Source organism: Pseudomonas fluorescens (genome assembly GCF_040448305.1).
Taxonomy (GTDB): domain Bacteria; phylum Pseudomonadota; class Gammaproteobacteria; order Pseudomonadales; family Pseudomonadaceae; genus Aquipseudomonas; species Aquipseudomonas fluorescens_BH.
On the sequence record NZ_CP148752.1, the window covers coordinates 1907376 to 1928829 of the forward strand.

Annotated in this window: 16 protein-coding genes; 11 read left to right on the forward strand and 5 right to left on the reverse strand. The window is 59.7% G+C overall.

The features are described 5' to 3' along the window. Position 1 precedes the first annotated feature (1 nt). The 3 genes from acnD to prpD all read left to right on the forward strand — a co-directional run bounded on the left by acnD (position 2) and on the right by prpD (position 5541). On the forward strand, positions 2–2596 hold the full coding sequence (gene acnD, locus WHX55_RS08765; protein WP_150724646.1) for a Fe/S-dependent 2-methylisocitrate dehydratase AcnD: 2595 nt from the start codon (positions 2–4) through the stop codon (positions 2594–2596). 66 nt (positions 2597–2662) lie between these two features. Further along, the gene (gene prpF, locus WHX55_RS08770) at positions 2663–3853 is read left to right on the forward strand and encodes a 2-methylaconitate cis-trans isomerase PrpF (RefSeq protein ID WP_150724647.1); all 1191 of its coding nucleotides are present in this window, start codon (positions 2663–2665) and stop codon (positions 3851–3853) included. A gap of 203 nt (positions 3854–4056) precedes the next feature. Next, complete coding sequence (prpD, locus tag WHX55_RS08775) at positions 4057–5541, forward strand: 2-methylcitrate dehydratase (RefSeq protein WP_150724648.1); 1485 nt, start codon at positions 4057–4059, stop codon at positions 5539–5541. A 150-nt stretch (positions 5542–5691) separates the two neighbouring features. Here prpD and WHX55_RS08780 read toward each other — a convergent pair whose 3' ends face one another. Then, on the reverse strand, positions 5692–6510 hold the full coding sequence (locus WHX55_RS08780; RefSeq protein WP_150724649.1) for a pyruvate, water dikinase regulatory protein: 819 nt from the start codon (positions 6508–6510) through the stop codon (positions 5692–5694). Between the two features lie 174 nt (positions 6511–6684). Here WHX55_RS08780 and ppsA point away from each other — a divergent pair, with 174 nt between their 5' ends. The 8 genes from ppsA (at position 6685) to WHX55_RS08820 (ending at position 14865) form a co-directional block, all read left to right on the forward strand. Beyond that, positions 6685–9060, forward strand: a complete 2376-nt coding sequence (gene ppsA, locus WHX55_RS08785) for a phosphoenolpyruvate synthase (RefSeq protein WP_150724650.1) — start codon at positions 6685–6687, stop codon at positions 9058–9060. 208 nt (positions 9061–9268) lie between these two features. Beyond that, positions 9269–10258: an alpha/beta fold hydrolase gene (locus WHX55_RS08790; protein WP_150724651.1), complete on the forward strand. Its 990-nt coding sequence runs from the start codon at positions 9269–9271 to the stop codon at positions 10256–10258. Between the two features lie 140 nt (positions 10259–10398). Beyond that, entirely contained in the window at positions 10399–10887 is a 489-nt protein-coding gene (rraA, locus tag WHX55_RS08795) for a ribonuclease E activity regulator RraA (RefSeq protein ID WP_191624969.1), read from the forward strand. A gap of 26 nt (positions 10888–10913) precedes the next feature. Continuing rightward, entirely contained in the window at positions 10914–11909 is a 996-nt protein-coding gene (locus WHX55_RS08800) for a zinc transporter ZntB (RefSeq protein WP_150724653.1), read from the forward strand. A 63-nt stretch (positions 11910–11972) separates the two neighbouring features. Beyond that, positions 11973–12221: a hypothetical protein gene (locus tag WHX55_RS08805; RefSeq protein WP_007996720.1), complete on the forward strand. Its 249-nt coding sequence runs from the start codon at positions 11973–11975 to the stop codon at positions 12219–12221. A gap of 2 nt (positions 12222–12223) precedes the next feature. Next, entirely contained in the window at positions 12224–13048 is an 825-nt protein-coding gene (locus WHX55_RS08810; RefSeq protein WP_008048604.1) for a mechanosensitive ion channel domain-containing protein, read from the forward strand. Positions 13049–13138: 90 nt separating this feature from the next. After that, positions 13139–13729 (forward strand): RNA polymerase sigma factor SigX, encoded by a 591-nt coding sequence (gene sigX / locus WHX55_RS08815; protein WP_095945166.1) that lies wholly within the window; start codon positions 13139–13141, stop codon positions 13727–13729. Between the two features lie 107 nt (positions 13730–13836). Beyond that, positions 13837–14865 carry an OmpA family protein gene (locus WHX55_RS08820; protein WP_150724654.1) on the forward strand — a complete coding sequence of 343 codons (1029 nt, stop codon included), beginning with the start codon at positions 13837–13839 and terminating at the stop codon, positions 14863–14865. A 73-nt stretch (positions 14866–14938) separates the two neighbouring features. Here WHX55_RS08820 and cobA read toward each other — a convergent pair whose 3' ends face one another. Genes cobA through nirB form a run of 4 tightly spaced genes read right to left on the reverse strand, consistent with a single transcriptional unit; the run spans position 14939 to position 21198 of the window. Beyond that, entirely contained in the window at positions 14939–15703 is a 765-nt protein-coding gene (gene cobA / locus WHX55_RS08825) for a uroporphyrinogen-III C-methyltransferase (protein WP_150724655.1), read from the reverse strand. A gap of 10 nt (positions 15704–15713) precedes the next feature. Further along, entirely contained in the window at positions 15714–18431 is a 2718-nt protein-coding gene (locus WHX55_RS08830; protein ID WP_353742415.1) for a molybdopterin-dependent oxidoreductase, read from the reverse strand. Continuing rightward, a complete protein-coding gene (gene nirD / locus WHX55_RS08835) occupies positions 18431–18748 on the reverse strand; it encodes a nitrite reductase small subunit NirD (protein WP_085723155.1) in 318 nt (105 codons plus the stop codon). Before nirD ends, WHX55_RS08830 begins: the two co-directional genes overlap by 1 nt. Next, the gene (gene nirB, locus WHX55_RS08840) at positions 18745–21198 is read right to left on the reverse strand and encodes a nitrite reductase large subunit NirB (RefSeq protein WP_150724657.1); all 2454 of its coding nucleotides are present in this window, start codon (positions 21196–21198) and stop codon (positions 18745–18747) included. Before nirB ends, nirD begins: the two co-directional genes overlap by 4 nt. Between the last annotated feature and the right edge of the window lie 256 nt (positions 21199–21454).

Sequence of the window (21454 nt, forward strand, 5' to 3'; positions counted from 1 at the left end):
GATGAACACTGAATTCCGCAAATCGCTGCCCGGCAGCCACCTGGATTACTTCGACGTCCGCGCGGCAGTCGAGGCGATCCAGCCTGGCGCCTACGACACCCTGCCGTACACCTCCCGTGTGCTGGCGGAAAACCTTGTGCGTCGCTGCGACCCGGCCACGCTCACCGAATCCCTGAAGCAATTCATCGAGCGCAAACGCGACCTCGACTTCCCGTGGTTCCCGGCCCGCGTGGTGTGCCACGACATCCTCGGCCAGACCGCTTTGGTCGACCTCGCCGGCCTGCGTGACGCCATCGCCCTGCAAGGCGGTGACCCAGCGCAAGTCAACCCGGTGGTGCCGACCCAACTGATCGTCGACCACTCCCTGGCCGTCGAGCGCGGTGGTTTCGATCCAGAGGCGTTCGAGAAGAACCGCGCCATCGAAGACCGTCGCAACGAAGACCGGTTCCACTTCATCAACTGGACCAAGAAGGCGTTCAAGAACGTCGACGTGATCCCGCCGGGCAACGGCATCATGCACCAGATCAACCTGGAGAAAATGTCTCCGGTGATCCAGGTGCGTGACGGCGTGGCCTTCCCTGATACCTGCGTCGGCACCGACAGCCACACCCCGCACGTCGATGCGTTGGGCGTGATCGCCATCGGTGTCGGTGGTCTCGAAGCCGAAAGCGTGATGCTCGGCCGCGCATCGTGGATGCGTCTGCCGGAAAGCGTTGGCGTCGAATTGACTGGCAAGCTGCAACCGGGCATCACCGCCACCGACATGGTGCTGGCGCTGACCGAGTTCCTGCGCAAGCAAAAAGTGGTTGGCGCGTGGCTGGAGTTCTTCGGCGAAGGCGCATCAAAGCTGACCCTTGGCGACCGCGCGACCATCTCCAACATGGCTCCGGAATACGGCGCCACCGCGGCGATGTTCTACATCGACCAGCAGACCATCGACTACCTCAAGCTCACCGGCCGTGAAGACGAGCAGGTGCAGCTGGTCGAGAACTACGCCAAGCAGACCGGCCTGTGGGCTGACAGCCTCAAAGGCGCGCAATACGAGCGCGGCCTGACCTTCGACCTGTCCTCGGTTGTGCGCAACATGGCTGGCCCAAGCAACCCGCACGCCCGTGTCGCGGTTTCGGATCTGGCAGCCAAAGGCATCTCCGGCCAATGGGACGATGTGCCGGGCCAGATGCCGGACGGCGCGGTGATCATCGCCGCCATCACCAGCTGCACCAACACCAGCAACCCGCGCAACGTGATCGCCGCCGGCTTGCTGGCGCGCAACGCCAACAAGCTCGGCCTGACCCGCAAGCCATGGGTCAAGTCGTCCCTGGCACCGGGTTCGAAAACCGTGGCGCTGTACCTCGATGAAGCCGGTTTGACTAAAGAACTGGACCAGCTCGGTTTCGGCGTCGTGGCTTTCGCCTGCACCACTTGCAACGGCATGTCCGGTGCACTGGACCCGGTGATCCAGCAAGAGATCATCGACCGCGACCTGTACGCCACTGCCGTGTTGTCCGGTAACCGTAACTTCGACGGGCGGATTCACCCGTACGCCAAGCAGGCGTTCCTCGCGTCGCCGCCATTGGTCGTCGCTTACGCCATCGCCGGCACCATCCGTTTCGACATCGAAAAGGATGTGCTGGGCGTAGTGGATGGCAAGGAAATCCGTCTGAAAGACATCTGGCCGAGCGACGAAGAAATCGACGCAGTGGTCAAGGCTTCGGTGAAGCCGGAGCAGTTCCGTCAGGTGTACATCCCGATGTTCGCCATCCACGAAGACACCGGCCCGAAAGTCGCGCCGCTGTACGACTGGCGTGAAATGAGCACCTACATCCGCCGTCCGCCGTACTGGGAAGGCGCGCTGGCCGGCGCTCGTCCGCTCAAGGGCATGCGTCCGCTGGCAGTGCTGCCGGACAACATCACCACCGATCACCTGTCGCCGTCCAACGCCATCATGCTCGACAGCGCCGCTGGCGAATACCTGGCGAAAATGGGCCTGCCGGAAGAGGACTTCAACTCTTACGCGACTCACCGTGGTGACCACCTGACCGCGCAGCGTGCGACGTTCGCCAACCCGAAACTGTTCAACGAAATGGTTCAGGAAGACGGCAAGGTCAAGCAAGGTTCGCTGGCCCGCGTCGAGCCGGAAGGCAAAGTAATGCGCATGTGGGAAGCCATCGAGACCTACATGGATCGCAAGCAGCCGCTGATCATCATTGCCGGTGCCGACTACGGTCAGGGTTCGTCCCGCGACTGGGCGGCCAAGGGCGTGCGCCTGGCGGGTGTGGAAGCGATTGCCGCCGAAGGTTTCGAGCGCATTCACCGCACCAACCTGGTGGGCATGGGCGTGTTGCCGCTGGAGTTCAAAGCGGGCACCAACCGTCACACCCTGGCCATCGACGGCAGCGAAACCTACGACGTGATTGGCGACCGCACTCCACGTGCCGACCTGACGCTGGTGATCCATCGCAAGAACGGCGAACGCGTCGATGTGCCGGTGACCTGCCGCCTCGACACCGCTGAAGAAGTGTCGATCTACGAAGCCGGTGGCGTGCTGCAACGCTTCGCCCAGGACTTCCTCGAAGAATCGGCGGTTGCCGTCTAAAACAAGCTGTGCAGACGCGGGACTTTGAGTCCCGTGTCTGTTTTCAGATCAGGAGTAAGCAGCACCATGGCTCACGCAGCTCAGATCAAGATTCCCGCCACCTACATGCGCGGCGGCACCAGCAAGGGCGTGTTTTTCAGCCTGACGGATTTGCCAGAAGCGGCACAGGTTCCAGGCCCGGCCCGCGATGCCTTGTTGCTGCGCGTGATCGGCAGCCCCGATCCGTACGACAAGCAAATCGACGGCATGGGCGGCGCGACCTCCAGCACCAGCAAAACCGTGATCCTGTCGAAGAGCATCAAGGCTGATCACGACGTCGATTACCTGTTCGGCCAGGTCTCCATCGACAAGCCTTTCGTGGACTGGAGCGGCAACTGCGGCAACCTGTCGGCGGCGGTCGGTTCGTTCGCCGTCAGCAATGGCCTGGTGGACGCCAGCCGCATCCCGCACAACGGCGTGGCTGTGGTTCGCGTGTGGCAGGCCAACATCGGCAAGACCATCATCGCCCATGTGCCGATCACCAATGGTGAAGTGCAGGAGACCGGTGATTTCGAACTCGACGGCGTGACCTTCCCGGCGGCCGAAGTGCAGATCGAGTTCCTTGATCCGGCAGCGGACGAAGAGGGTGGTGGCGGTTCGATGTTCCCTACCGGCAACCTGGTGGATGACCTGGAAGTACCCGGCGTCGGTACCTTCAAGGCGACCATGATCAACGCTGGCATCCCGACGATTTTCGTCAATGCCGAAGACATCGGCTACAAGGGCACCGAGTTGCAGGGTGCGATCAATGGCGACCCGAAAGCCTTGCTCATGTTCGAAACCATTCGCGCTTACGGCGCATTGCGCATGGGCCTGATTTCCAACATCGACGAAGCGGCCAAACGCCAACACACGCCAAAAGTGGCCTTCGTGGCCAAGCCGGCGGACTACGTGGCGTCCAGCGGCAAGGCGATTGCCGCAGGCGATGTCGACCTGCTGGTGCGTGCACTGTCCATGGGCAAGTTGCACCACGCGATGATGGGCACGGCGGCAGTGGCGATCGGTACGGCCGCAGCGATTTCCGGTACTTTGGTGAACCTCGCGGCAGGCGGTATCGAACGCAACGCGGTGCGCTTCGGCCATCCGTCCGGCACCTTGCGCGTCGGCGCCGAGGCCAGCCAGGTCAATGGCGAATGGACCGTGAACAAAGCAATCATGAGCCGCAGTGCGCGGGTGTTGATGGAAGGTTATGTCCGTGTACCGGGTGACTCTTTCTAAACCTGACACAGGACCAATGTGGGAGCGGGCTTGCTCGCGAAGGCGGTGAATCAGGCAATATTGATGTCGACTGACACACCGTCTTCGCGAGCAAGCCCGCTCCCACATTTTGAATGCATTACCAAAACAAGAAAGCAGTAACCCGCTGAGAATGCCCTGAACCGAGGTCCCATCAACGACCCGCTTCATAGAGTGAATCGAACATGAGCGCCAACGTCGACCTGAACAACCGTCCGGATTACGACAAGGTCCTGCAGGACATTGCCGATTACGTTCTCAACTTCAAGATCGAGTCCGAAGAGGCGCTGGACACCGCGCGCAACTGCCTGATCGATACCTTGGGTTGCGGCCTGCTGGCCCTGCGTTTTCCCGAGTGCACCAAGCATCTCGGGCCTGTGGTCGAAGGCACCGTTGTACCGTTCGGCGCCAGGGTTCCGGGCACGTCTTATCGGCTTGATCCGGTCAAGGCTGCGTGGGACATCGGCTGTATCGTGCGTTGGCTCGATTACAACGACACCTGGCTCGCGGCCGAGTGGGGGCATCCGTCGGATAACCTCGGTGGCATCCTTGCGGTGGCTGACCATCTTTCGCAAAAAAGGCTGGCCAATGGCGAGGCACCGCTGACCGTGCGTACAGTGCTTGAAGCGATGATCATGGCCCATGAGATTCAGGGCGTGATCGCGCTGGAAAACTCGTTCAATCGTGTCGGCCTCGATCACGTCATTCTGGTGAAGGTCGCCTCGACGGCGGTCACCGCCAAACTGATGGGCGCGAATCGCGAGCAGTTGTTGTCGGCGTTGTCCCACGCTTTTGCTGACGGCCAGGCGTTGCGCACGTATCGGCATGCGCCGAATGCCGGATCGCGAAAGTCCTGGGCAGCAGGTGATGCATCCAGCCGTGGCGTGCGCCTGGCGGACATCGCGATGCGCGGCGAGATGGGCATCCCCGGCGTATTGAGTGCCAAGCAGTGGGGTTTTTATGACGTACTGTTCAGCCACACCAATAGCGATCTGGCACTCAAGCCTGAAGACAAGCGCGGGTTCAGTTTCTCGCGGCCGTACGGCAGTTATGTGATGGAAAATGTGCTGTTCAAGATCAGTTTCCCGGCCGAGTTTCACGCGCAAACCGCGTGTGAAGCGGCGGTGATCCTGCATCCGCAAGTGCGCAATCGTCTGCACGAAATCGACCGGATCGTCATCACCACTCATGAGTCAGCGATTCGCATCATTTCCAAGGTCGGTCCGCTGGCCAATGCCGCCGACCGCGATCACTGCATCCAGTACATGACCGCCGTGCCGCTGGCCTTCGGCAACCTGGTTGCGGAGTACTACGAAGACGATTTCCACCAGGCGCATCCGATCATCGATGTGCTGCGCGAGAAAATGGTCATCGTCGAAGAGCCGCGCTACACCCGTGAATATCTGGAGGCCGACAAGCGCTCGATTGCCAATGCGGTGCAGGTGTTTTTCAAGGACGGTTCGAGCACGGAAAACGTCGTCGTGGAATACCCGATTGGGCATCGTCGGCGTCGGGCTGAAGGTATTCCGTTGCTGGAGGAGAAATTCAGGGCGAACTTGCTGACACGATTCGCGGGTCGGCGCAGCGAGGAGATTTTCGCGCTGTGCAAGGATCAGCAAAAACTTGAGGCGACACCGGTGAACCGGTTTGTGGATTTGTTTGTTATCTAGGAGACCGCGTTATCGTTCTTCGCGAGCAAGTCGGATCGCCGCACCGCCGCTCCCACATTGGGTCTACAGTGAACACAAAATTTGTGCACGACCGAGATTTAGTGTGGGAGCGGGCTTGCTCGCGAAAGCGGCAGATCAGGCTCCGCAGGATTATTTGAACCGCCGCTCCACACCTTTCTCGACGAGGATTTTCGCGGAGATTTCTTCCACGGAAAAGTGCGTGGAGTTGATGTGCGGGATGTTTGCGCGGCGGAACAGGTTCTCGACCTCGCGCACCTCGAACTCGCACTGGGCGTAGCTCGAATAGCGGCTGTTGGGTTTGCGCTCGTTGCGGATCGCGGTGAGGCGGTCCGGGTCGATGGTCAGGCCGAACAGCTTGTGCTGGTGGGCGCGCAGGGCGGACGGCAGTTGCAGGCGTTCCATGTCGTCTTCGGTCAGCGGGTAGTTGGCTGCGCGGATACCGAATTGCATGGCCATATACAGGCACGTCGGCGTCTTACCACATCGCGACACGCCCACTAGTATCAGGTCGGCCTTGTCGTAATAGTGCGTGCGGGCGCCGTCGTCGTTGTCGAGGGCGAAGTTCACCGCTTCGATACGCTCCATGTAGTTGGTGTTGGAGCCGATGGAGTGGGATTTACCCACGGTGTAGGAAGAGTGCTCGGTCAGTTCCTGTTCAAGCGGTGCCAGGAACGTCGAGAAAATGTCGATCATGAAACCATTCGAGGTTGCGAGAATCTCACGAATGTCCTGATTGACGATGGTGTCGAAGATAATCGGACGGAAGCCGTCGGTTTCGGCGGCTTTGTTGATTTGTTGTACCATGGCCCGCGCTTTGTCCACGTTGTCGATGTACGGCCGCGTGACTTTGCTGAAGGTAATGTTTTCGAACTGCGCCAGAAGGCTTTGGCCGAGGGTTTCGGCGGTAATGCCGGTACCATCGGAGATAAAGAAAGCAGATCGTTTCATTTGCACCTTGGGCCTTAAGCTAGTGACGAATCTTGGATATGATAGGCGCGATTTGCCGGCCGCCATTGGCCCGCATTCTCACTTATTTTCCAGGTCCAGGCCATATAGCCGGCAAATGCTCACTTAAGCAGCCGGTTTCTGAGCTTTTCCAACACAGTTAGTGGAGAGATCACCTTGGTAGAGTACGTAGTTTCCCTCGATAAGCTCGGCGTCCATGATGTAGAGCATGTGGGGGGCAAGAACGCATCCCTGGGCGAGATGATCAGCAACCTTGCAGGTGCCGGTGTATCGGTGCCCGGTGGCTTCGCCACGACCGCTCAGGCATATCGTGATTTCCTGGAGTTGAGCGGCCTGAACCAGCAGATTCACGACGCCCTTGATGCCCTCGACGTTGATGACGTGAATGCCCTGGCCAAGACCGGTGCCCAGATCCGCCAATGGATCATGGAAGCCGAGTTCCCTGAAAAACTGAATGCCGAAATTCGTACCGCGTTCGCCACGCTGTCCGCCGGCAACCCTGACATGGCCGTGGCCGTGCGTTCTTCGGCCACCGCCGAAGACTTGCCCGACGCTTCCTTCGCCGGCCAGCAGGAAACCTTCCTGAACATCCGTGGTGTCGAAAACGTCATTCGCGCCGCCAAAGAGGTGTTCGCTTCGCTGTTCAACGACCGCGCCATTTCCTATCGCGTACACCAGGGCTTCGACCACAAGCTGGTTGCCCTGTCTGCTGGCGTGCAGCGCATGGTTCGTTCCGAAACCGGCACCGCCGGCGTGATGTTCACCCTCGATACCGAATCGGGCTTCCGTGACGTGGTGTTCATCACCGGCGCCTACGGCCTGGGTGAAACCGTCGTGCAAGGCGCGGTGAACCCGGATGAGTTCTACGTCCACAAGGGCACGCTGGCGGCCGGTCGTCCGGCCATCCTGCGTCGCAACCTGGGCAGCAAGGCCATCAAGATGATCTACGGCGACGAAGCCAAGGCCGGTCGTTCGGTGAAGACCGTCGACGTGGACAAAGCCGAGCGCGCGCGTTTCTGCCTGACCGACGCTGAAGTCAGCGAGCTGGCCAAGCAGGCGATGATCATCGAGAAGCACTACAAGTGCCCGATGGACATCGAGTGGGCCAAGGACGGTGACGACGGCAAGCTGTACATCGTGCAGGCCCGTCCGGAAACCGTGAAGAGCCGCACCCAGGCCAACGTCATGGAACGTTACCTGTTGAAAGAAACCGGCACCGTGCTGGTGGAAGGCCGCGCCATTGGCCAGCGCATCGGCGCCGGCAAGGTCCGCATCATCAAGGACGTGTCCGAGATGGACAAGGTCCAGCCAGGCGACGTACTGGTTTCCGACATGACCGACCCGGACTGGGAACCGGTCATGAAGCGCGCCAGCGCGATCGTCACCAACCGTGGCGGCCGTACTTGCCACGCGGCGATCATCGCCCGTGAGCTGGGTATTCCAGCGGTAGTAGGTTGCGGCAACGCCACCCAGCTGTTGAAAGACGGCCAGGGCGTGACGGTTTCCTGCGCTGAAGGCGACACCGGTTTCATCTTCGAAGGCGAACTGGGCTTCGACATCAAGAAGAACTCCGTGGATGCCATGCCGGAGCTGCCGTTCAAGATCATGATGAACGTCGGCAACCCGGATCGCGCCTTCGACTTCGCGCAGCTGCCGAACGCCGGTGTGGGCCTGGCCCGTCTGGAGTTCATCATTAACCGCATGATCGGCGTGCACCCCAAGGCACTGCTGAACTACGACGGTCTGCCGCTGGACATCAAGGAAAGCGTCGACAAGCGTATCGCCGGTTACGACGATCCGGTCGGTTTCTACGTCGAGAAACTGGTCGAAGGCATCAGCACCCTGGCTGCAGCTTTCTGGCCGAAGAAAGTCATCGTGCGCCTGTCGGACTTCAAGTCCAACGAATACGCCAACCTGATCGGCGGCAAGCTGTACGAGCCGGAAGAAGAGAACCCGATGCTGGGCTTCCGCGGTGCGTCGCGTTACATCAGCGAATCGTTCCGCGACTGCTTCGAACTCGAATGCCGCGCCCTCAAGCGCGTGCGCAACGAGATGGGCCTGACCAACGTCGAAATCATGGTGCCGTTCGTCCGTACCCTGGGCGAAGCGAGCCAGGTGGTCGATCTGCTGGCGGAAAACGGCCTGGCCCGTGGCCAGAACGGCCTGCGCGTGATCATGATGTGCGAACTGCCGTCCAACGCGATCCTGGCTGAAGAATTCCTCGAGTTCTTCGACGGTTTCTCCATCGGTTCCAACGACCTGACCCAGTTGACCCTGGGCCTGGACCGTGACTCCGGGATCATTGCGCACCTGTTCGACGAGCGTAATCCGGCGGTGAAGAAGCTGCTGGCCAATGCGATTGCCGCGTGCAACAAGGCCGGCAAATACATCGGCATCTGCGGTCAGGGCCCTTCGGACCACCCGGACCTGGCCAAGTGGCTGATGGAGCAGGGCATTGAAAGCGTTTCGTTGAACCCGGACTCCGTACTGGAAACCTGGTTCTTCCTGGCTGAGGGTCAGGCGCAGGCTTGATCCTGTAGGAGCGACGGTGCGGCGATCCGACCTGCTCGCGATGGACTGCAGAACGGCGCGTTTTTTCAGTATGAACGCGTCATCGTTGGCGACCATCGCGAGCAGGCTCGCTCCTACAATGATTGGCAGCGTGGTCGGTGAACGCTGCCTTTAAGATTCAAGCAGGGCGGGCTCCATCCGGATGCCGCCCTTTTTTGTGCAAGAGATTATGCAAAGCAGCAGCAACCTATTTCCTGTCGCCCTGATCAGCGCCGAACGGCGCGGTGATCTGAGCGAAGATGTCTATCGTTTGAAACCCGGTAACAGCCCCGACTTCACCGTCGAACTGGCTGTGACACGCCTTGGCATGGCCGATGAGTCGTCCTCCCGTGGTGTGCCGGTGATCCTGCTGCACGGCAGCTTTTCCAATCGCCGGTTCTGGTTTTCTCCCAAGGGCCTGGGGTTGGGCGCTTACCTGGCCCGCCTGGGGTTCGACGTCTGGATTCCGGAAATGCGCGGTCACGGCCTGTCCCAGCGTAACCACGACTACCGCAAGAACCGTGTCGCCGACTACGCACGCTATGACCTGCCGGCCATTGGCGCGTTCGTGCGCGAACAGAGCGGGCAGGTGCCGCACTGGATCGGTCACTCGCTGGGCGGTACTACGCTGGCCGCAGCGTTGGGTGGCGAGTACATCGGCGAGCCGGTGGTGGCCTCGGCGGCGTTTTTCGGTACACAAGTCAGCCGCACCTACTGGCCATTGAAGATTCCGCCGGTGGAGTGGAGCGGTCGCTTCATTCTCAAGCGGTTTGCCCAGTTGTCCGGTTCACGCCTCAAGCGTGGCCCGGAGGACGAACCGATTGGCCTGGCCCTGGAAAGCATGCGCTGGTTTGGCTTGTTCGGGCGCTTCGGCGATGCCGACAAGGACTGGTGGGCAGGCCTGGCCGAGGTCAAGTTGCCCGTACTGGCGGTCAGTGCCGCGGGTGATCATCAGGACCCGGCCTGGGCGTGTCGCAAGCTGTTCGATCAGGTCGGTTCGCAGCACAAGCAATTCATCAATCTGGGGCGCGAGCAGGGCTTCGGCGACAATTTCGGTCACGTGGAAATGCTCGTCAGCAAGGCAGCCCAGGCTGAAGTCTGGCCGTTGGTGAGTCGCTGGTTGGCCGATCAGCAGACGCCTTTGCCGGGAGCACAACAGGATTTTGCCGCGGCAATCTGAGCCTGACGCTCTAACAAGGGCATTTCGCTCTGATCGGCTTGCGGCTAAGATATGACGCATTGAGCTGTTCCGGTCACTTTCCGTGACTGAGTCATCACTGATGTTCGTGCTGTCTTCCTCTTCACAGGAGTTTCTCGATGATCCATTACCTCACGCCTGACCTGTGCGACGCCTATCCGGAACTGGTGCAGGTGCTGGAACCGATGTTCAGCAATTTCGGCGGCCGTGATTCGTTCGGCGGCGAAATCGTGACCATCAAGTGCTTCGAAGACAACTCGCGGGTCAAGGAGCAGGTCGAGCTCAAGGGGAATGGCAAAGTGCTGGTGGTAGACGGTGGCGGTTCCCTGCGTCATGCGTTGCTGGGTGACATGCTGGCCGAGAAAGCCGCGAAAAACGGTTGGGAAGGGCTGGTGATCTACGGTTGCATCCGCGACGTCGATATCATCGCGCAGACCGATCTGGGCGTTCAGGCCCTCGCCAGCCACCCGAGGAAATCCGACAGGCGCGGGCTCGGCGATCTCAACGTTGTGGTGACGTTTGCCGGTGTGACGCTCCGTCCAGGCGAATATATTTATGCGGACAACAACGGCGTGATCATCTCGCCAAGCCCGCTGAAAATGCCTGAATAAAGCGCTGATCGACTAAAGGAGTGCGGATGTTCGAGGAAGAAAACGCGCAATGGGGGCTGGTGCATGCCCTGGTGCTGGACGGTAGAGGCGGCGCGCGTTCGATTGCCCGGACTGAACTCGATGACTTGCAGCTGCAGGCCAATGAGAGCCTTTGGCTGCACTGGGATCGCAGTCATCCGCAAACCCGGACCTGGTTACGCAAATCCAGCGGTCTGAGCGAGTTCAGCTGTGACCTGTTACTCGAAGAAAACACCCGTCCGCGACTTTTACAACTTTCGGACAGCGAACTGCTGCTATTTTTGCGCGGGGTCAATCTGAACCCCGGTGCCGAACCGGAAGACATGGTGTCGGTGCGGATCTTCGGCTCTGCCCAGCGTGTCATTTCCCTGCGTTTGCGTCCGTTGCGTGCCACTGAAGAGTTGCTGGTGCAACTGTCCGAAGGCAAGGGGCCGAAAACAGCCTCCGAACTCATCCTTTGCATGGCGCAGTACCTCACCAACAAGGTGCAGGATCTGGTCAGCGACCTCTCGGAAGTGGTCGATGCGGAAGAAGAAAAGCTGGACGCCGACGAACGGTATACTCCTGAGCACGGATCGGTTTTGCAGATTCGTCGCCGGGCGGCTGCGTTGAAGCGTTTTCTCGCTCCGCAGCGGGACATTTTCGGTCAACTGACGCGGATCAAATTGCCCTGGTTTGTCGAGGACGATGGCGATTACTGGAACGAATTGAACAACAGCCTGACCCGTTATCTCGAAGAGCTCGAGTTGACCCGGGAGCGCGTGGGGCTTGTGCTGGAGGCGGAAGACCGGCGATTGAGCCTGCGCATGAGTCGCACGATGTATCGCTTCGGTGTCATCACCGGGATCTTTTTGCCAATGAGTTTTCTGACCGGGCTTTTGGGGATCAACGTCGGTGGCATTCCATTCTCTGCGAGCCCGTATGGTTTCCTGATCGCTTGCCTTTTGGTGGTCTCGGTGGCGTTGGGGCAGTGGTGGTTGTACCGACGTTTGCGCTGGGTCTGACGGACAGTCATGTGACCCGACCAATTTTCATCGCGTCTTCCACAGACATCACGAGAGGTGCGTATGCACGATCCGTTTGAACAGTCTTTACGCGACATGCTCAAGGCCTCACCGTCCACCCGGGACGACGATGCGTGCCTTGGGCGCGTGCTGAAAACCGCCAACCGCCAGGTCGGCGCCGGTGATTTGTTCAGCCTGCTGGGGCGCTGGCTGCCCGCACTGATGATCGCCCTGAATAACGGATCGGCCCATGTCGCGCCGGTATCCCGTCTTCGTAAACCTGCTGCTCGCACTGCTGATAAGGCTGATTGAATATGGAACTTGATCTCTGGACTCAGAGCCTCGTCACTGCAATGACTGCGTTGTGGACCAAGGTTGCGAACTTCATTCCGAACCTGTTCGGCGCACTGGTTGTGCTGCTGCTGGGTTTTGTCGTGGCCAAGCTGCTCGACACCTTGCTCTCCAAGTTGCTCGCCAAACTGGGCCTTGACCGCTTGATGGGTGGTACCGGCCTCACCAAATTGCTGTCCCGTGCTGGATTGCAAGTTCCTATTTCGACCCTGATCGGCAAGATCGTCTATTGGTTCGTTCTGCTCATTTTTCTGGTTTCTGCCGCAGAATCCCTTGGACTTGAGCGAGTTTCAGCTACGCTGGACATGCTTGCGTTGTATTTGCCGAAGGTATTCGGCGCGGCGCTGGTGTTGCTGGTAGGTGTCTTGCTGGCGCAACTGGCCAACGGGCTGGTGCGCGGAGCGGCAGAAGGCGTAGGTCTGGACTATGCTTCAGGGCTTGGACGAATTGCCCAGGGCTTGGTGATCATCATCAGTATTTCGGTTGCGATCAGCCAGTTGGAGGTCAAGACTGACCTGCTGAACCATGTGATCGTGATTGTGTTGATAACCGTTGGTCTGGCGGTAGCGCTGGCCATGGGGTTGGGAAGCCGGGAAATTGCCGGCCAGATTCTTGCGGGAATCTACGTGCGTGAGCTGTACCAGGTTGGGCAACAAGTGCGTGTTGGCGAGGTCGAAGGCCAGATCGAAGAGATCGGCACGGTTAAAACCACATTGCTGACCGATGAGGGTGAGCTAGTCTCTCTTTCCAATCGGATCCTCCTTGAGCAGCATGTGAGTAGCCGCTAACCCGGCAAACCCTGCTAATGTATGCCGCCGCAAAATGCCTGCTGAAGCTGGCTGCGGCGGACATTGACCTGACTGTCGGCCCGACTTGTTTTGAATAAAGCCCAATCGCTATCCATGCGCTACGACCCCCGCGAGCTCTCTGATGAGGAGTTGGTCGCGCGCTCGCATTCCGAGCTGTTTCACGTAACACGCGCCTATGAAGAACTGATGCGGCGTTACCAGCGGACATTATTTAATGTGTGTGCACGATATCTCGGGAACGATCGCGACGCAGACGATGTCTGTCAGGAGGTCATGTTGAAGGTGCTGTATGGCCTGAAGAACTTCGAAGGTAAATCGAAGTTCAAGACATGGCTATATAGCATCACGTACAACGAGTGCATCACACAGTATCGCAAGGAACGGCGAAAGCGTCGCTTGATGGACGCTTTGAGTCTTGACCCCCTCGAGGAAGCGTCCGAAGAAAAGACGCCGAAACCTGAGGAAAAGGGTGGACTTGATCGCTGGCTGGTGTATGTGAACCCGATTGACCGTGAAATTCTGGTGCTACGATTTGTCGCAGAGCTGGAGTTTCAGGAAATCGCAGACATCATGCATATGGGTTTGAGTGCAACAAAAATGCGGTACAAACGCGCTCTAGATAAATTGCGTGAGAAATTTGCAGGCATTGCTGAAACTTAGTTCAGCGCAAATATCTCTTACGTGTAGGCAAGTTCTGTTAGACTTGCCGCCGAGTTGTCCCCCGGTTTGCGGGACTGCTTCACAATCACCAGATGGGGATTTAACGGATGAAACTGAAAAACACCTTGGGCTTGGCCATTGGTACTCTTATTGCCGCTACTTCGTTCGGCGCATTGGCACAGGGCCAAGGCGCAGTTGAAATCGAAGGCTACGCAAAGAAGCAATATTTCGATAGCGACCGTAACTTCAAGAACGACGGCATCCTGCCGGGTGGTTCTATCGGTTACTTCCTGACTGACGACGTTGAACTGCGTCTGGCCTATGACGAAGTGCACAACGCCGTTACCAACGACGGCAAGAACGTAAAGGGCGCGAACACCGCTCTGGACGCTCTGTACCACTTCAACAACCCAGGTGACATGCTGCGTCCTTACGTCTCGGGCGGTTTCTCCGACCAGAGCATCGACCAGTTCGGTTCGAACAGCCGTGACCGTTCCACCTTCGCCAACGTTGGCGGCGGTGCCAAGCTGTACTTCACCGACAACTTCTACGCCCGTGCTGGCGTTGAAGCTCAGTACAACATCGACCAGGGCAACACCGAGTGGGCTCCTAGCGTCGGTGTCGGTGTAAACTTCGGCGGCGGCAGCAAGCCGGTTGCTCCAGCTCCAGTACCAGAAGTTTGCTCCGACAGCGACAACGATGGCGTTTGCGACAACGTTGACAAGTGCCCGGACACCCCGGCCAACGTAACTGTTGACGCTGATGGCTGCCCAGCTGTTGCTGAAGTCGTTCGTGTAGAGCTGGACGTGAAGTTCGACTTCGACAAGTCGGTAGTCAAGCCAAACAGCTACGGCGACATCAAGAACCTGGCTGACTTCATGACGCAGTACCCATCCACCACCACTACTGTTGAAGGTCACACTGACTCCGTCGGTCCTGACGCTTACAACCAGAAACTGTCCGAGCGTCGTGCAAACGCCGTTAAGCAAGTTCTGACCAACCAGTACGGTGTTGAGTCGTCCCGCGTTCAGTCCGTTGGCTACGGCGAATCCCGCCCAGTTGCTGACAACAAAACTGAAGCTGGTCGCGCTGTTAACCGTCGCGTAGAAGCGCAGGTTGAAGCTCAAGCTAAGTAATTAGCTCGCAGCTCTGAAAAGCCCGGCTCAGGCCGGGCTTTTCTTTGTCTGCGATTTGGTGAAACAGATGAAACTAAGCTGACTGATCTGCCGCCATCGCAGGTAAATCACGCTCCCAAAGGGATTGAGTTGCACAGGCTGCCACTGCACCGATCACCAGTATGGCAGGGCTTTTCAGTTGGAATCTGTAGGCAGCTTCATCCATGTCTGTGAGAGTGCTCCGACATTCTCGTTGATGGGGCAAAGAGGCGTTTTCAATCATGGCCACGGGCGTATCCGTCGCCATGCCGCCGGCCAACAGCTGCTCACGGATTTCACCGAGCTTGGCCACTCCCATGTAAATCACCAACGTCGTTCCGCCTTGGGCCAGTGCCTGCCAGTTCAATTGGCTGTCGTCCTGGGTGTGTGCGGTGACCAGCGTGACACCACGGGCGACACCGCGCAAAGTCAGCGGAATATCGCATTGCGTTGCCCCCGCCAGCCCGGCAGTGATGCCGTTGACCAACTCGGCTTCGACCCCACGCTCACGCAACCACTGCGCCTCTTCACCGCCGCGGCCGAAAATGCACGGATCGCCGCCCTTGAGCCGCGCCACGCATTTACCCTGCCGGGCATAACGAAGCATCAGGCGATGGATGAACGCTTGCGGGGTAGAGCGGCAGCCGCCGCGCTTGCCCACCGGGATGATCCGCGCCCCAGGGCAATGCTCGAGTACCGCGACATTAACCAGGTCGTCGATCAGCACCACATCTGCCTCGCGCAAGGCACGTACCGCTTTCAACGTGAGCAACTCCGGATCACCCGGGCCCGCACCTACCAGCCAGACTTTTGCACTCATAGTGTTTTCCTCACGAGAAGACGGTGACTGGCTGCGCCGTGGCAGCCAGCAGGCGTTTGATTTCCGGAACGCAGGACCCGCATTGCGTGCCACAACCCAGTTCCTGCTTGAGTCCCTGCAAGTCCAAGCCACGGCTGATGCCGGCGCAGATCGCGTTCTGGCCGACGTTCTTGCAATTGCACAGGATCTTGTTCGCGTTGACGGGCGCGTCGAGATTGCCCGGTGGTGCGCTCAGCGGCGCAAGCAGCCAGCGCCGCAGTTGCTGGTCCGCGCGACCTTCGAGCCACAGCCCCTGCAACCAGTGTTGGGCAAGGGTTTCACCGGCCAGTCGAATGGCAGTGATCCGGCCATTTTCGATTCGCACGCGCTTGCCAATGGCCCGTCGAGGGTCGTCGTAAGCCAGCACCGGGCCGTCATCGAGCGCCAGGTTTTTATCGATTTCGCTTAGCAGCTCTGCCGAAGGTGCTGAAGTATTGGCAGCCCGTACAAGCAGGGCAGGGCGCTCGCGACCAACAAGGCTGAGGCTGACGTAGGAAAACGCCTCACAGAGCGGTCGTAGCGCCTCAAAATGCCGTTGAACATCGCCCTCGATCAGTGCGAACAGTTTCCAGGGCAAATCCACCGGATCCAGGCGAACACCGCTGTGTTTGAGTTCGGGCTGTTTCGACAAAGGATCGAATGCGGGCAGGGTGAGACTGTTCACCCCGCCCTTGAGAAAACGGTCACCCCAATGCATCGGCAAAAAGGCCTGGCCCGGGCGCACGCTGTCATCGCTGGCAACCGCGACGACGACTGCGCCGCGGCGGCTTTTCAGGCTGACCAGATCCCCCGGCTGCAGGCGATGGCGACGCAGTTCGTACGGGTGCAGGCTCAACTCCGCTTCGCTGACATGGCCGAACAGCTGCGCGGCGGTGCCGGTGCGGCTCATGCCGTGCCATTGATCGCGCAGGCGGCCGGTGATCAGGGTTAGCGGGAAGCGTGCATCGCGTTGCTCTTTGGCGGCGCGGTATGGATCGGCCACGAACTGTGCGCGCCCATTGGCAGTGGCAAATTTCCCGTCGACGTAAAGCCGTGCCGTGCCTTCAATGGCACCCGCCGGGAAGGGCCACTGCTGCGGGCCGAGACGATCGATCAGTGCATGGCTGATACCGGACAGATCCAGATCGCGACCTTGAGTCAGTTGTTTGTATTCGTCAAAGACCTGAGCGGGATTATCAAATTCAAACAGGCTGGTTTGGCCGGGACGCAGGTGTTTTTCCAGGCGTTGTGCGAAATCTACGGTGATTGCCCAGTCCGGCCGCGCCTCACCCGGTGCGACGATTGCCTGGCGTACGTGGGAAATGCGCCGCTCGGAGTTGGTCACGCAACCTTCCTTTTCCCCCCAACTGGCGGCGGGCAGCAGAAGGTCGGCGAATTTCGCGGTCTCAGTGGTGCTGAAGGCTTCCTGCAACACCACGAACGGGCAGGCTTGCAAGGCTGCGCGCACGGCCGTCTGGTCCGGCATGGATTGCGCGGGGTTGGTACAGGCGATCCACAACGCCTTGATCTTGCCGTTGCGCACTTGCTCGAACAGTTCGATCGCGGTGAGCCCGGGATTTTCCGGCAGTTGCTCGACGCCCCAGTAGGATGCCACTTGCGCACGGTGTTGCGGATTGGCGGCGTCACGGTGGCCGGGCAGCAGGTTGGACAAACTGCCGGTTTCCCGCCCGCCCATGGCATTTGGCTGACCGGTGAGGGAGAAAGGTCCGGCACCGGGACGACCGATCTGCCCGGTGGCCAGGTGCAGATTGATCAGTGCACTGTTTTTCGCGCTGCCGGCGGTGGACTGGTTAAGCCCCATGCACCACAGCGACAGAAAGCTCGGTGATGTGCCGATCCACTCGGCACATTGCTGCAATTGCCCGAGGCTGATTCCGCAGAGCTGCGAAACCATTTGCGGCGTGTAGTCACGCACCAGGTTTTTCAGCTCGGCCAGGCCTTCGGTGTGGTCCCGGATGAAGTCACGATCGATCCAGTCTTCCCACAGCAGCAGATGCAAAATCCCATGGAACAGGGCGACATCGGTGCCCGGCAAGATCGGCAGGTGCAGGTCTGCCAGATCGCAGGTATCTGTACGACGTGGGTCAATGACGATGACCTTCATCTGCGGCCGGCGGGATTTGGCTGCTTCCAGCCGGCGAAACAGCACCGGGTGGGCGTAGGCCATGTTGCTGCCGACGATCATCACGCAATCGCTCAGCTCCAGGTCTTCGTAGCTGCAGGGCGGGGCGTCGGCACCCAGGCTGCGCTTGTAGCCGACCACCGCCGAGGACATGCACAGGCGCGAATTGCTGTCGATGTTGTTGGTACCTACCAAGGCACGTGCCAACTTGTTGAAGGCGTAGTAGTCCTCGGTCAACAGTTGCCCGGAAATGTAGAACGCGACGCTGTCCGGGCCATGTTCGGCAATGGTCGCGGCAAACACGCTGGTGGCGTGATCGAGGGCGGTATCCCAGTCGGTGCGGTGGCGGGCCAGGCCTTTGCCGAGGCGCAGTTCGGGGTACAGCGCCCGCGCCGTCAAGTCGCCGGTCAGGTGCAGGGTCGAGCCCTTGCTGCACAGTTTGCCGAAATTGGCCGGGTGCGTCGGATCGCCGCTGACGCCGAGGATGCGTGAACCGTCGTGCTCGATCAGCACGCCGCAGCCGACCCCGCAGTAACAGCAGGTGGATGCAGTGATCTGGCGGTCCATCAGCCTGCATCCCGCAGGGCCAGCATCACCCGGCCATTTTCCACCCGGGCGAGATGGTGATGGGCACAGCCGATGTCCGGAGCCAGGGCTTCGCCGCTTTGCAGGTCGATTTGCCAGTTGTGCAACGGGCAGGCCACCCGCTTGCCGTAGACCAGGCCTTGGGACAACGGGCCGCCCTTGTGCGGGCAGCGGTCGTCAAGGGCGAACACTTCGTCGTCGCTGGTACGAAAAATCGCGATGTCTCCCTTTGGCCCGGCGATGATCCGTGAGCCCAGGGCATTGATCTCTTCCAGTGCGCAGATATCCAGCCAGTTCATGCCAGCACCTCCAGGTTTTTCACGGGGATGACGTCGAATTCTTTTTTCAGCTGGGGCTGTTCCAGGCGCTCCTTCCACGGGTCCTGTTCGAACGACAGGGAAAATTGCAGGCGATCGTTGAGCGCCTTGCGCCGGTCCGGATCTTCCAGCACGGCTTTCTTGATGTGTTCCATGCCGACCCGTTGCAGGTAGTGCACGGTGCGTTCGAGGTAGAAGGCTTCTTCGCGATAGAGCTGCAGGAATGCACCGTTGTATTCGCGCACTTCTTCGGCGGTCTTCAGCTTGACGAAGAACTCCGCGACTTCGGTCTTGATCCCGCCGTTGCCACCGATGTACATCTCCCAGCCGGAGTCCACACCGATAATTCCCACATCCTTGATACCGGCTTCCGAGCAGTTGCGCGGGCAACCGGAGACAGCCAGCTTCACCTTGTGCGGCGACCACATGTTGAACAGGTCATGTTCCAGTTCAATGCCCAGTTGTGTGGAGTTCTGGGTGCCAAAGCGGCAGAACTCGCTGCCTACACAGGTTTTCACCGTGCGGATGGATTTGCCATAGGCGTGGCCGGACGGCATGTCCAGGTCTTTCCACACCCCCGGCAGGTCTTGCTTGCGAATGCCCAGCAAGTCGATGCGCTGGCCACCGGTGACCTTGACCATCGGCACGTTGTACTTGTCGGCGACGTCGGCAATGCGCCGCAGCTCTGAAGGATTGGTCACACCGCCCCACATCCGCGGGACTACCGAGTAGGTGCCGTCCTTCTGAATGTTGGCGTGGGCGCGTTCGTTGATCAGGCGCGATTGCGGATCATCCTTGGCTTCCCCTGGCCAGGTGGAAATCAGGTAGTAGTTGAGCGCCGGCCGGCAGGTAGCGCAGCCGTTGGGTGTGCGCCAGTTCAGGTAGCTCATGGTGCCGGCGATGGTCAGCAGGTGCTGCTCGCGGATGGCCTGGCGGATTTGCCCGTGGTTGAGGTCGCTGCAGCCGCAGATGGCCTTTTCGCTTTTCGGTTTGACGTCCGCCGCGCCGCCCACGGTGTTGATCAGGATCTGTTCGACGAGGCCGGCGCAGGAACCGCAGGAGCTGGCAGCCTTGGTGTGTTTCTTGACGTCGTCGACACTGAACAGCCCGTGTTCCTGAATGGCCTTGACGATGGTGCCCTTGCACACGCCGTTGCAGCCGCAGACTTCGGCCGTGTCGGCCATGCTCATGGCTTTGTCCTGGCCTTGATGTCCTACGTCGCCTAAAGCGTTTTCGCCAAACATCAAGTGATCGCGGATCTCACCGATGGCGTGATTTTCACGGATCTGCCGGAAATACCAGCCGCCGTCTGCCGTATCGCCGTACAGGCAGGCACCGACCAGCACGTCATCCTTGATCACCAGTTTCTTGTAGACCCCGCCAATCGGGTCCGAGAGGGTGATGGTCTCGGTGCCTTCACCGCCCATGAAGTCGCCGGCGGAGAACAGGTCGATGCCGGTAACCTTCAATTTGGTCGAGGTCACCGACCCCTTGTAGGTGGCAAAACCCAGTTGGGCCAGGTGGTTGGCGCAGACCTTGGCCTGTTCGAACAGCGGCGCCACCAAGCCATAGGCGATGCCGCGGTGGCTGGCACACTCGCCGATCGCATAGATCCGTGGGTCGTAGGTTTGCAGTGTGTCGTTGACCAGAATCCCGCGGCTGCACGGAATGCCGGATTTCTCCGCCAGTTCGGTATTGGGGCGAATGCCGGCGGCCATCACCACCAGGTCGGCGGGGATGATGTCGCCGTTCTTGAATTGCACCGAACCGACCCGGCCGTTACCAGCGTCGTGCAAGGCCTGGGTCTGCTCGCACAGGCGAAAGTGCAGGCCGCGAGATTCCAGAGCGCTTTGCAGCAGCTGGCCGCTGGTCTTGTCCAGCTGCCGCTCAAGCAACCACTCGCCGATATGCACCACGGTCACGTGCATGCCCCGCAGCATCAGGCCGTTGGCGGCCTCCAGGCCGAGCAGGCCGCCACCGATCACCACGGCGTGCCGATGGGTTTTCGCGGTGTCGATCATGGCCTGGGTGTCGGCGATGTCGCGGTAGCCGATCACGCCCTCAAGGGTGTTGCCGGGAATGGGCAGGATGAAAGGCGTTGAGCCGGTAGCGATCAGCAGGCGATCGTATTCGGCTTCGCTGCCGTCTTCGGCAATGACCCGGCGCTTGACCCGGTCGATCTCCACCACCTTGCGGTTGAGCAGCAGCTTGATGTTGTTTTCCAGGTACCAGTCCAGGTCGTTGAGCACGATCTCTTCGAAGGTCTGTTCGCCCGCCAGCACCGGCGACAACAGGATGCGGTTGTAGTTGGTGTGCGGTTCGGCGCCGAAGACCGTGATGTCGTACAGCTCAGTGCTCAGTTTGAGCAGCTCTTCCAGGGTCCGGACCCCGGCCATGCCATTGCCGATCATCACCAGTTTTAGTTTTTTCATCAGGTTCTCCGGGGAGCTCAGGCCTGCCTCATCAGGGTTCAGGCCATGCTCGACAAATTTTGCGCAAACAAAAAAAGGCGTCCCGCTAGTTGCCTAGCGAGGACGCCTTTGTCCTGGTCCCGTTCTCTCGGGAAGTGCAACCTTCGTCGTTGAAGCCTGCGCTGTATGTCTGTTGCAAGAGCTAATGCAGTGGTTATGCCAAGTCGCTCAAATCCCGTGTTTGTTGGCTTTTTCCCCGTTCACAAGGGTAGAGCCG

What these genes read in the sequence shown, in the direction of transcription:
- WHX55_RS08790 (WP_150724651.1), top strand. Translation starts at nt 9,269, where the DNA reads ATGCAAAGCAGCAGCAACCTATTTCCTGTCGCCCTGATCAGCGCCGAA.
- WHX55_RS08800 (WP_150724653.1), top strand. Translation starts at nt 10,914, where the DNA reads ATGTTCGAGGAAGAAAACGCGCAATGGGGGCTGGTGCATGCCCTGGTG.
- WHX55_RS08830 (WP_353742415.1), bottom strand. Translation starts at nt 18,431, where the DNA reads ATGGACCGCCAGATCACTGCATCCACCTGCTGTTACTGCGGGGTCGGC.
- WHX55_RS08805 (WP_007996720.1), top strand. Translation starts at nt 11,973, where the DNA reads ATGCACGATCCGTTTGAACAGTCTTTACGCGACATGCTCAAGGCCTCA.
- WHX55_RS08810 (WP_008048604.1), top strand. Translation starts at nt 12,224, where the DNA reads ATGGAACTTGATCTCTGGACTCAGAGCCTCGTCACTGCAATGACTGCG.
- WHX55_RS08780 (WP_150724649.1), bottom strand. Translation starts at nt 6,510, where the DNA reads ATGAAACGATCTGCTTTCTTTATCTCCGATGGTACCGGCATTACCGCC.
- prpD (WP_150724648.1), top strand. Translation starts at nt 4,057, where the DNA reads ATGAGCGCCAACGTCGACCTGAACAACCGTCCGGATTACGACAAGGTC.
- acnD (WP_150724646.1), top strand. Translation starts at nt 2, where the DNA reads ATGAACACTGAATTCCGCAAATCGCTGCCCGGCAGCCACCTGGATTAC.
- cobA (WP_150724655.1), bottom strand. Translation starts at nt 15,703, where the DNA reads ATGAGTGCAAAAGTCTGGCTGGTAGGTGCGGGCCCGGGTGATCCGGAG.
- WHX55_RS08820 (WP_150724654.1), top strand. Translation starts at nt 13,837, where the DNA reads ATGAAACTGAAAAACACCTTGGGCTTGGCCATTGGTACTCTTATTGCC.
- nirB (WP_150724657.1), bottom strand. Translation starts at nt 21,198, where the DNA reads ATGAAAAAACTAAAACTGGTGATGATCGGCAATGGCATGGCCGGGGTC.
- prpF (WP_150724647.1), top strand. Translation starts at nt 2,663, where the DNA reads ATGGCTCACGCAGCTCAGATCAAGATTCCCGCCACCTACATGCGCGGC.
- nirD (WP_085723155.1), bottom strand. Translation starts at nt 18,748, where the DNA reads ATGAACTGGCTGGATATCTGCGCACTGGAAGAGATCAATGCCCTGGGC.